8 protein-coding genes are annotated in these 12,004 nt (G+C 28.5%); 6 read left to right on the forward strand and 2 right to left on the reverse strand.

Annotated features, from left to right (window positions below):
• Positions 1-275 precede the first annotated feature (275 nt).
• The 4 genes from serS to argS all read left to right on the forward strand — a co-directional run bounded on the left by serS (position 276) and on the right by argS (position 6,671).
• Positions 276-1,550, forward strand: coding sequence for a serine--tRNA ligase (serS, locus tag RI01_RS01520; RefSeq protein WP_017192899.1), 1,275 nt, complete (start codon positions 276-278; stop codon positions 1,548-1,550).
• Between the two features lie 53 nt (positions 1,551-1,603).
• Positions 1,604-3,769 (forward strand): ATP-dependent zinc metalloprotease FtsH, encoded by a 2,166-nt coding sequence (ftsH, locus tag RI01_RS01525; protein WP_017192900.1) that lies wholly within the window; start codon positions 1,604-1,606, stop codon positions 3,767-3,769.
• Positions 3,770-3,954: 185 nt separating this feature from the next.
• Positions 3,955-4,863 carry an RluA family pseudouridine synthase gene (locus tag RI01_RS01530; protein ID WP_017192901.1) on the forward strand — a complete coding sequence of 303 codons (909 nt, stop codon included), beginning with the start codon at positions 3,955-3,957 and terminating at the stop codon, positions 4,861-4,863.
• A 116-nt stretch (positions 4,864-4,979) separates the two neighbouring features.
• Positions 4,980-6,671: an arginine--tRNA ligase gene (gene argS, locus RI01_RS01535; protein ID WP_017192902.1), complete on the forward strand. Its 1,692-nt coding sequence runs from the start codon at positions 4,980-4,982 to the stop codon at positions 6,669-6,671.
• Positions 6,672-7,333: 662 nt separating this feature from the next.
• Here the strand turns inward: argS and RI01_RS03285 are convergent.
• A complete protein-coding gene (locus RI01_RS03285) occupies positions 7,334-8,071 on the reverse strand; it encodes a transporter substrate-binding domain-containing protein (protein WP_017192905.1) in 738 nt (245 codons plus the stop codon).
• A 9-nt stretch (positions 8,072-8,080) separates the two neighbouring features.
• A complete protein-coding gene (locus RI01_RS03620; RefSeq protein ID WP_017192906.1) occupies positions 8,081-8,221 on the reverse strand; it encodes a hypothetical protein in 141 nt (46 codons plus the stop codon).
• Positions 8,222-8,947: 726 nt separating this feature from the next.
• Between RI01_RS03620 and RI01_RS01545 the strand changes: the two genes are divergently transcribed.
• Together RI01_RS01545 and RI01_RS01550 are read left to right on the forward strand one after the other, a co-directional pair.
• Positions 8,948-10,336 (forward strand): TldD/PmbA family protein, encoded by a 1,389-nt coding sequence (locus tag RI01_RS01545; RefSeq protein WP_017192907.1) that lies wholly within the window; start codon positions 8,948-8,950, stop codon positions 10,334-10,336.
• A gap of 1 nt (position 10,337) precedes the next feature.
• Positions 10,338-11,645 (forward strand): TldD/PmbA family protein, encoded by a 1,308-nt coding sequence (locus tag RI01_RS01550; RefSeq protein WP_017192908.1) that lies wholly within the window; start codon positions 10,338-10,340, stop codon positions 11,643-11,645.
• The last annotated feature ends 359 nt before the right edge of the window (positions 11,646-12,004 follow it).

Genomic DNA, 12,004 nt, shown 5'->3' on the forward strand with positions numbered 1-12,004 from the left:
AAATCTAATTTCGCTAAAATGTTTAATCAAATTTAATGAATAAACATTTTTTCTTTAAAAACATTCTTTAGAAATCAATCAAAAAAATTCAATAGCAAGATTATCATATCTTTTGGTCGATATGTTAATTTGTTTTTGCTATTATAAGAAATTTTTTTAAAATCTCTATTATAAAATAGACTTAATAAAAAGGTTATCGCAGTAGTTTTAATATCTGTCTTTTAGGTTTATTGTTTATTTAATAACCGGATAAAACGAAGGATTATGTTAATATAATGTTAGACTTGAAATTTATAATTCAAAATATGGAATTAGTTATTCAAAAACTACAAACAAGGCAAGAAGACTTTTCTTATTTAGAAGAACTTATTTTATTAAATCAATCGCGTAAAAATTTAATTGTTTCCATAGAACAAATGAGGTTTAAAAAAAATAATCTCTCTCGCTCTATAGGGATATTAAAAAGAGAAAACAAATCCATTGATGAAGTGATCTCTAAAGAGGCTATTTCTAAAAAAGAATTAGAAGCATTAACGCAAGAACTACAAACCATCGAAAATAAAATTAATCACCTGTTGCATATTGTTCCTAATATTCCTCATGAATCTACCCCTATCGGTCAAAGCGAAGAAGATAATGTTGTTATTAAACATTTTATGGAACCAGAAGAAAAACCTTTCCCTATTAAAGATCACGTGGAAATAGGTGAAAAATTAAATATTTTAGATTTGAAGGCGGCTGCTAAAGTAACTGGCAGCAGATTTGCTGTTTTAAAAGGAGCTGGAGCTCGTTTGGAAAGAGCTTTAATTAATTTTACGATGGATACGAACTCTCAAAAAGGTTATCAAGAAATCATTCCTCCTTTTATTGTCAACGAAAATTCAATGTTTTCTACCGGTCAATTACCTAAATTTGAAAAAGAACTTTTCAAATTAAAATTAGATAAATATAATTGGTATTTAAATCCGACTGCTGAAGTTCCTACTATTAATATCCATCGTAATGAAACTTTAAAGTTGGAACGATTACCCATTAAATATGTCAGTTTTACTACTTGTTTTAGACAAGAAGCAGGAGCTGCTGGAAAAGATACCAGAGGCATTTTAAGACAAAAACAATTTAATAAAGTGGAATTAATTCAATTTGTAGAACCGCAAAGTTCTTACACTGTTTTAGAAGAAATGTTAAAAGATTCTGAAGAAATTTTGCAAAAGTTAAAAATACCTTATAGAGTGGTCACTTTATCAACGGGCGATTTAGGTTTTAGTATGGCTAAAACTTATGATATTGAGGTGTGGTTGCCTAGTCAACAAAAATATCGCGAAATAGCGTCTATCAGTAATGCAGAAACTTTTCAAGCTCGAAGAGCCAACATTAAATTTAATAAAAATAAAAAAGATAAAAACGAATACGTTCATACTTTAAACGGATCAGCTTTAGCTATCGGACGAACTATGATCGCTATTATGGAAAATTATCAAAATAAAGACGGAAATATTGTAGTACCTGATGTTTTAAAAAATTATATGGGAATCGATATTATTAAGTAACCTTTCAAAAGGTTGCAAAAACCATTGTGAAAGGAATTTAAGGGATAAAACCTATGAATAAATGGGAAGATAAATTAAAAAAAATTAATATTTGGTATATTGTGCTTTTCATTATCTCTATCGGTGCCATAATGTCTTTAAGAGGTGTAGTTCAAAAATCATTAAAAAAAGATGAATCTGAATTAGAAATATTAACTCTTTTAGATAAAAACGAATTGAAAATAAAACCTATTTTAACAAATGGGCTCCCTGTTTTATATGATTTAATAGTGACCTATAAAGAAGGTGATGATAAAAAAACCAAAAAATATTCTTTCGTTGATGAAGAAAGTTTTCACAGAATAAGGAACGAAGTGGAAAAAAAACACAAAACTTCTTCTCATCAAGTTTTGTTAGCTATAACTATTCAAGATCCTGACATGGGATTCGGTCCTTTAGTTTCTTCTTTAAGAATATCTTTAACAGTCTTGCTTATTTATTTTTTCTTTACAAGTATGAAAGATATCGGAAGCCAATTCTCAGAACAATTTGGTGATAAAAATAAAACCCAATTAAGAAGTGAAGTAGTTCAAAAACCAACTTTAACTTTTAAAGATATCGCTGGCGCTGACGAAGAAAAAGAAGAAATGAAGGAATTAATAGACTTTTTAAAAAACCCTAAGAAATACATAGATATGGGCGCCAGAATTCCTAAAGGAGTTTTATTATCAGGACCTCCCGGCACTGGTAAAACTTTATTAGCTAAAGCGGTTTCTGGCGAAGCTGGAGTTCCTTTCTTTGCTGCGTCTGGTTCAGATTTCGTAGAAATGTATGTTGGGTTGGGAGCTTCTCGTGTGAGAAGTTTATTTAAAAACGCCAAAATAAATGCTCCTTGTATTGTTTTTATCGATGAAATTGAAGCTATGGCTCGTAAAAGAGGATCTGATATGGGACATAGTGAAAACGAACAAACCTTAAACCAACTTTTAGTGGAAATGGATGGTTATAATAAGAATTCAGGCGTTATTGTTATTGCTGCAACTAACCAACCTGAACGCATAGATTCTGCGTTGTTAAGGCCAGGACGTTTTGACCGTCAATTTACCATTAATTTACCCAGTTTAAAAGATCGTGAAGCTATTTTAAAACTACACGCTTCTAACAAAAAAATAGAAAAAGATATTAGTTTAGAAGAACTAGCTAAGGAAACACCAGGTTTCAGCGGCGCCCAATTAGAAGGCATTTTAAATGAAGCTGCTTTGTTAGCTACAAGAAGAAGAGCTAGAAAAATCAATAAAAATGATTTAAGCGAAGCTTTAGATAGAATTTTAATTGGTTCTATTAAAAAAGGCGGCAGATACACTAATAAAGAGAAAAAATTAGTTTCTTTCCATGAGGCAGGTCATGCAGTTATTGGTCTTACATTACCCAATGCTAAAAAAGTCCAAAAAATCACTATTATCCCTCGTGGTAAATCTGGCGGTTATAATTTGATGTTACCGGAAGAAGAAACTTATTTCTATTCTAAAAAAAGATTATTAGCCGAAATAACTTCTTATTTAGGCGGAAGAGCGGCAGAAGAATTATTTTTAGACGATATCTCTTCAGGTTCTTATGACGATTTCAAACAAGCAACTAAAATTGCGAGAATCATGGTGACTAAATTCGGAATGAGTGTTGTCGGATTAGCTCAATACGGAGAAGAAGCACCAACTTTTCACAAAGATTTTTCCGAATCTAAAGCTGTAGAAATTGACCAAGCTGTTCAAGATATTTTAACTAATGCTTACGCTGAAGCCAAACAAAAGCTTTTAGAAAACAAAGAACTTTTATTCAAAATCGCTGATTATTTATCTGAGATTGAAACTCTTTCTAAAAGAGATATTGATGAAATATTTTCAACTGGTAAAATCGCTTGGTACGAAGAAGAAAAACTTGCTAAAGAAGAAAAAGAAGAAGTCAACGATAAAGCAAAATCAAAAACTAAAGAAGAAAAAGAAGCTTTACTTGATAACGATTCTGATGAAGAAAACACATCTGAAGAACAAGCGAAAACTGTTTTTTCAAATGATAACAATGATGTATCAGAAGAAAAAAACGCTAACTCATCCGAAAAACAAGATGATAAAAATGCAGAAAAAGAAACAACTATCGAAGATGAAAATCTAGAAGTTGATGGCAAAAGCGAAGAAAATGAACATGATAACGATGAAAAAATGAAGAATAATTTTGATTCATAAAAAAATATTTATTAAAAAAATTAAAAATTTACTTTTCCGTCACAAACCAAAAAATTTCTTCTTTTTGGTTTGTGTACTTTATTTAAAATAAATGTATTTTATCTATTAAAAATACATTTATTTTTTTATTTATTTGTAAGTGAACAAATCTTATTCTATTGCGTTAGAAAGGCTTGATGTGAAATATGAATAAATTTTTGGTTGAAGAAATAGAAACAGGCATGCGTTTTGATGTTTTTTTAGTGCAAAAATTAAATTTAAGCAAAAACAAATGCCAAAGTTTGATTTCTTCTGGAGAAGCCTTAATAAACGATCAAAAACAGAAAAAAAGTTATCTTTTGAAAAATAACGATGAAATAAAGGTAGAAATAATTACTAAAAATGTTGTTAACGAATTAGATCCTATTCCTTTAGATTTGGATATTGTTTATGAGGATGATGATTTAGCAGTAATTAACAAACCGGTTAATTTAGTAGTCCACCCTTCTTCTAGTTATAAAGGCATCACTTTGGTGAACGGTTTATTATACCAAATACCGGTTTTAAAAAAAATACAAGGTACAAGACCAGGTATTATACATCGTTTAGATAAAGATACTGCAGGTTTAATGATTGTCGGAAAAACTGAAGAAACCATCGTTCAAATTCAAGAATTGTTGCAAAAAAGGCATGTTAAAAGGACTTACTGGGCTTTAATTCATGGTTTTTTAGGACAGCGCGGAACCATTGATTTGCCTATCGGAAGAGATGTGAAAAACCGTTTGAAAATGTCTGTCACTTCTAAAGGAAAACCCTCAGTTACCCATTTTAAAACTTTACAAAGATTTGAACATTATTCTTTATTAGAATTAGAGTTAGAAACAGGTAGGACACATCAAATAAGAGTTCATTTGTCTCATTTAAAGCACTCTATTGTGGGCGATAATTTATACGGCAATCATAATGAAAATATCAAGACCCAGTTATTGCATGCTAAAAAATTATATTTTTCTCATCCTCAAAAAGAAAAAAAAATATCTTTGCAAATTCCTTTAAATAATGCTTTTCAAAAGGTGTTAGAACAATTAGAATTAGAACCATCTTCTTTCCTGTAACTATTTTTTATCAAAATAATGTTATTTTTCTTTTAAAAGTGCGATTATGATATAACAATGATTTAAAATTCATATTTTTTATAAAAAATAACTTAAAAATAAGGAACCATTTTTTTATGCATTTAGACACAATTAAACAAACGATAGAAAACACATTAAATAATAAATACAACATTAAAACGATTATTAAATACAATGATAAAAATCAATTATTTGATTTTTACTTAGCTCTTTTTATTTATCAAAAAACTTTACAAAAAGATATTTTAAAAATTTTTAACAATTTTAAAGCTGATTTGATGACTTTAAGCGAAATAGAAGATATTTTTTTTGATAAAGGTTTTTTAAATATTAAAATTCATCGTCATTTGATTAGTGAAAAAGTTTTAACAGATGTTTGTGAATCAGGCGCTAACTATGGACAATTAAAACCTAATAATCAAACTATTGTGATAGATTATTCTTCGCCTAATATTGCTAAAAACTTTTCTATCGGTCATCTTCGTTCTACAGTTATTGGTAATTCGCTGAAAAATATTTATAATAAATTAGGTTATCAAATTGTAGGAATCAATCATTTAGGCGATTGGGGCACTCAATTTGGTAAAATGATTTTAGCTTTTCAAAAATGGGGGAAGAAAGAATTAGTTTTAAAAGACCCTATTAATGAACTGCAAAAACTTTATATTTATTTTCATGAACAAGCAGAAACAGACGAACAATTAAACCAAGACGCTAGAGAAATTTTTAAAAAATTAGAAGAAAAAGATCCCGAAATAGTTGCTTTATGGAAATGGTTTAAAGATATTTCTTTAACTGAATTTCGTAAAATTTATGATTTATTAAATATTTCTTTTGATCATTATATTGGCGAATCTTTTTATCATGATAAAAGTATGGCTTTAGTGGAAGATTTGCGTACTAAAAATTTATTATTGTTAGACCAAAAGGCTTATATTATGCCATTAGAAGGCGTTCCACCCACTTTAATACAAAAAGACAATGGAAGCACTCTTTATTTGACTAGAGATATGGCGTGTGTTCTTTACCGTAAAGAAAGATTTAATTTTCAAAAAACTTTATACGTTGTAGGAAACGAACAAAAATTACATTATCAACAATTAAAACAAGCGATGAATAAAATCATGGGTTATGATTGCGATTTAGAACATGTGAATTTCGGTTTAGTATTGTTTGAAAATGCGAAGATTTCGACTCGTAAAATCAATGATTATAGATTGATTGATATTTTGGAAGCTACTACTAAAGAAGCAGAAAAAACGATTCAAGAAAAAAACCACAATTTAACTAATATTCATGAAACAGCTCAAAAAATAGCGATCGGCGCTGTTGTCTTTAATGATTTGAAAAATGATCGCCATTTAAACATTGAATTTAATTTAAAACACATGTTACAATTTGAAGGCAATACAGGTCCTTACTTGCAATACACTATTGTCAGGCTTAATTCTGTTATTAAACAATTAAAAAAAAGCGATGATTCTGTGGAAAAAAAATGGGTTCAAATGAAAGCTTATTTCGCTCAAGACCATTATTTCGCTTTAATTAAGTTAATGGATCAATTTTCTTCTGTTTTAGAAAAAGCGAAAAAAGATAATATGCCGAGTGTACTAGCGAGATATTTGCTGAAATTAGCTAAAACTATTAATCAATTTTACACTCTGGAAAAAATTTTAACTGACGATTTAGTTTTACAAACAGCGAACGGATTATTGATTAAAACTGTTTCTACTGTTTTAAAAGAAGGGTTAAATATTTTAGGCATACCTATTTTAGAACAAATGTAATCCCTTATATATTAAAATTTTTAATTTAATAAACTTATCACTCTTTATCATATAAAAAATCAACCACTAAAAAGGGTTTATTTTTTATCTTCTTATCGTCTTTTTTAATGATTCCATTTTTGTATTTTTTTTCTTGTAAAATTATTTAAACTGACTAAAACGACGATACAAATGATACTTAACCAATATAAAAAGGCGTAATGGCATCAAAAGTAATAGAAATATTACTTTCTGCTGTCCATATCATATAATAAACTTACCATTCCAATAACAGAAAATAAAGAAGTTTCTTTTAAATTAATAATCAATTATTTCCAAAAAGAAGGAATCGTTATTTTAAATATTTGTTTTAAATAATATAGCAAAAAAACTTGTTTTCTTTCTATTCCTAAAGCATAAACGGTTTCTATTTGTCCTCGATCTAAAAAATTAATATGGTTTAACATAAATATTAGTTAAATTAAAAGCGGGCGGTATTTAAATAAAACCACACAATTCAAGTCACAAATAAAACACCTGTAAAACCTTTAAAAAGATAAAGATAAACTAACGAATTATAAAATAAGAAAACATTTTGCACAGCTATTGGAACCGATTTGCAAATATTCATGAAAAAATCTATTAAAAGAGAGAAGTTTTTTTGGGAATAAACAACCATTTTATTAAGACTTTGTGATTGTTCTAAATTGGTTTTTATTAATACTAAAAATAAAGCCAATAATAAATAAACCTAAAAAAAATTCATCCATAGTTATTAATAAGGTAATCATAAAACCTGTTTTATAAGACGGTAAAGAGCGCCATAAATTGGACCAAAAGTGGTTTTGTTTTTCCAGTTTTTTGTCTTTGTTTAAATTTTGGTCGTATATAGTTTGAGAAGTATTAAGGTATTTTTGGCATTTGCTATCTTCGCCAGTATTAAAATTTTCTAATTTAGCTGGAAAATCATTAACATCAGTTTCTTTTAAAACTTTCATGTCTTTTAAATGTGTTTCAAATTGTTTTTTCAATTCAACATTGTCTTTATTTAAAAAGAAAGATAAAGGCGGTAAATCCGCTTTTGATAAACCCGATTTTTCTATATCAACTTTCAATAATTTAAATTTATAGGGATTTTTAGCTTTAATAGGGACTAAATTTTGATAATCTTGAATTAAAATATCGGCGTTATCTTGTTCAACTGCTTTCACGTAAGAATTCAAATCAGTTCTCCAAGCATGTTTTTCATGTTGGACGAATGCTTTGTTTTTTTGGTTATAAAAATAAGGAAGAAAGATCATTTTATCATCTCTTTCCTTGTTAGCGTTAAACATTCTTATAATGCTGTCTACGGTATCATTTTGAACAGCGTTTAAAATACCATTATAAGGAAACATTTTGATAACTAATTTTTTTATCATTCTCTCAGCTCATTCCTTTAAAAACAACACATCAGCTCCATTGATATAATCACCGTTTTCTGTTTCAACATTTTGGAGAAAAACCTTTTCCTCCACTATTTTACCGTCAAAAATCATTGGTGGAGCATCATATAAAGTTAATATAGCCATATCATCGTTAAAGTTTTTTCTTTATCTCTTTTTTATATGTATCAGATAAACATAAAACATAATAATGTAGGAAAAGAAAAAAGATTAAAAAAATAGAACAAATTAATATTTTTTCCCCGTTTTGATAAATGTATTTGCGTATAAATTCTTCTGTAAAGTTTATAATTTGTGTAAAAAATTATCCTTTTTTCTTTAAATGGGGTTAATTTTACTAAAAAAACCCTTGAATAAAACAATTTAAACCTTAATTGTATCATAAATCCATAATAATCGTATCTTTTTTTATGAGAGGTTAATTTAAAAAAGAATTAATTTTTTTAGATAATATATGAATAGAAATAAATAACTAAGTTTATCTAATTTAGAACGAAAAAAATTATAAAAAAATGATAAAATAAAAATATTTAATCAATATAAATATTTAAAATATAACCTCAAAAGTGTCAAGCTTTTTTAGAGATTATTTGCCTCTATTCAAAGGCCTACAAAAAAAGACGAAGATGCTTGTTTTCTTTTTTGCCTGAAAAATGAAATATCTTTTGATTAATCAAATTTTAGTTAATAAAGAGTTTTTGGATTCATAAAGAAGAATAGTTACACATAGAAAAAAATTATTTTTATTAATAATTTTTTTTAAAAATGTTATTAATAAGATAGTTTTAAATTACCATAAAAATATGAAATAAAAAATATGAAATAATTAAAAAAAGAAGGTTTTAAAAACACATGATAAAAAAAGAAGAAATACAAACTCTTTTAAATCAGTCTTTAGAATCAGGCGCTGATTTTGCTGAACTGTTTTTCGAAGACAATATGACTAATAGTTTAAGAATAACCGGTCAAGAAGTCGTTTCCTTATCAACTGACAATGTTTTTGGCGTAGGAGTAAGACTTTTACAAGGTTCAGATGAAGTATACGGTTACACTAATAAAGTTGATTTTGACAATATTCAAAAATTAATAACACGTTTAAAAAAGAATTTTAAAGGACCGAAACATACAGTTGTTCCTTTGGGTGAACCTCAACCTTTAAAAGAAAGCATGAAAAAACCTTTTGATTCAATGACAAAAGAAGAAAAAGCGAAAAAATTAATTAAATTATCAGACATAATGAAAAAACAAAATGATAAAATAATCCAAACTATTGTTAATTATCACGAAAAAGAACAAAAAATTTTGGTCGCTAATACAGAAGGAGTTTATCAAAATGATGTAAGACCTTATATACGTTGTGGTTTGGTAGCGGTAGCTAAAGAAGGTGAACAAATGCAAGACGTTTATGAAGGTCCAGGACGTTCTATGGGATTAGAATTTTTTGATTTAATAGACTTAGAACAATTAGCACAAGAAGTAGCTCAAAGAGCGGTGACTTTATTAAAGGCAGAAGAAATGAAGCCGCAAGTTATGACCGTAGTTTTAAATAATGGTTTTGGAGGTGTTATCTTCCATGAAGCTTGTGGGCACCCTTTAGAAGCTACTGCTATCGCCAGAGGTTTATCGCCTTTTAATAATAAATTAAACCAAAAAATAGCTTCTGATATAGTAACAGCTTATGATGACGGCGCTATTGAAGGCGCTTGGGGAAAACTTAATTTTGATGATGAAGGAATGAAAACCCAAAAAAACCTTTTAATTGAAAAAGGCATTTTAAAAAGCTATTTAGTTGATTTCCGTAATGGACGTAAAATGAAATCTAAACCGACCGGTTCTTCCAGAAGAGAGTCTTATAAATATTCTCCCACTTCAAGAATGAATTCGACTTATATCGCTAACGGCACCGATAAACCAGAACAAATTATTAAAGATACTAAATACGGTTTATATGCTAAAAGTTTAGGCGGCGGAACAGTTGAACCCGCTACGGGAGAATTTAATTTCGTTGTTAAAGAGGGTTATTTGATTGAAGACGGTAAATTGACTACTCTTGTTAAAGGAGCGATGTTGATTGGTTATGGTGATGATGTTTTATTAAAAATAGATCGTGTAGGAGATAATTTATCTTTAGGACAAGGAATGTGCGGTTCTGTTTCTGGTTCAATCCCTACTGATGTAGGACAACCCACTATTAGAGTACAAGAAATGGTTGTTGGCGGCAACAAAAAGGAAAATGCGTAAAATGTATCAAAAATGGATTCAAAAAGGTTTAGATAAAGGCTTTGAAGCTTTAGAAATATTTGTCAGTGAAAGCAAAAGTTTTAAATTAACCCTAGATAACAACAAAGTAGAATCACTTGTAGAAAGCGATCTGGTGACAGTTAATATTAAAGGGATTTATGACAATAAATCAACAGAAGTATATTTTGAAAAAATAGATGATGAAACGGTTGATAAAATGTTGGACGTTTTGAAACAAAACACTCAAACAGTTGACAGCAAAGATCCAGCGATTATTTTTGAAGGTTCCTCCTCTTATCCTGAATGGGAAGAAAAAAATTTTGATTTTTCCGTTATTCCTTTAGACAATAAAATTCAACTTTTAAAAGATTTAGAAAAAAACATGTCTTCTTCGAAAGTAATTAAAAAAATTGAAACCAATTCTTATAAAGAGGTTTTTAGTAAAAAAACTTTAATCAACTCAAAAGGGCTTCATTTAGAACAAGAAAATAGTTATGCTTATCTTTATGTTTCTGCTATTTTCAAAAAAGACGGCGATGTACAAAGTTTTGGTAAATTAAAACTTGTCAAAGATTTCCAAGAATTTAATCCGGAAAAACAAGCCCAAGAAGTGGTTGTTGCGGGCGAAAAAAAATTAAACGGAGCTACTTTAAAATCAAAAAGTTATCCTACAGTTTTTTCAAACGAAATGTTTGCTGATGTTTTAGCCAGTTTTAGCAGTATTTTTACCGGACAAAGCGCTTATAGAAAATTAACTCAATTAAAAGATAAAGAAAAACAAGTTATCGCTTCTCCTCAAGTAAACATCATTGAAGACCCTTTTTCTGATCAAGCTTTTTTCAAAGAAAAATTTGATGACGAAGGAGTTGTTTGTCAACCTAAAAACGTGGTTGAAAACGGTGTTTTTCAAGGTTTTATCCATAATTTAAAAACAGCCAAAATTTTTAACACTCAACCGACAGGTAATGGTTTTGGCGGAGGAACCGGTTTTAGTAATTGTTATTTAAAACCAGGACAAAGAAGTTTAGATGATATGGTATCCACCATTGAAGAAGGTGTTTTTATCGATGATTTAGTCGGTATGCATGTAGGGATTCAAACTGTAAGCGGTGTTTTCAGTCTTCAAGCTAGTGGTTTTAAGATTGAAAAAGGTAAAATCACTGCTCCGGTGAAAATGATTGTTGTTTCAGGTAATTTTTTTGATATTTTAAAAAATTTAAAAGAAATAGCTAATGATTTTAAATTCCAAGTTTCTGGTTTTGGCAGCGCTAGTGTTTACGCTGGAGATTTAATGATTGGTGGTAATTAAACCTTTCTTTAGACAAATAACAAAAAGACTCTCCAATAAGAGAGTCTTTTTGTTTGATGTGTGATCCTTTATAAGCATTATCTTCAAAAATATGAAAAGAACAAACATTATTCATTTGAAATTATTTTGGTTATTTGTTATTATATTATAAAAGCAGCTTTAAAGGTGTTTTACAAAATACAATTTAAAGATAGGTATTTTTATTTTTGAAAAAAATTATAAGATAAGAAAGAAAAAATCGTGTTAAAAGGGGTGAGCCCCAAAGAAATGGTACTGAATGACAACAACTAATTTTTCTAAAACAAATACCTTTTAGAAAAAATTATTTATTAATTTACTATATGATAACATAAAAAAAA

Origin of the sequence: Italian clover phyllody phytoplasma str. MA1 (assembly GCF_000300695.1) — a bacterium.
Lineage (GTDB): Bacteria > Bacillota_I > Bacilli_A > Acholeplasmatales > Acholeplasmataceae > Phytoplasma.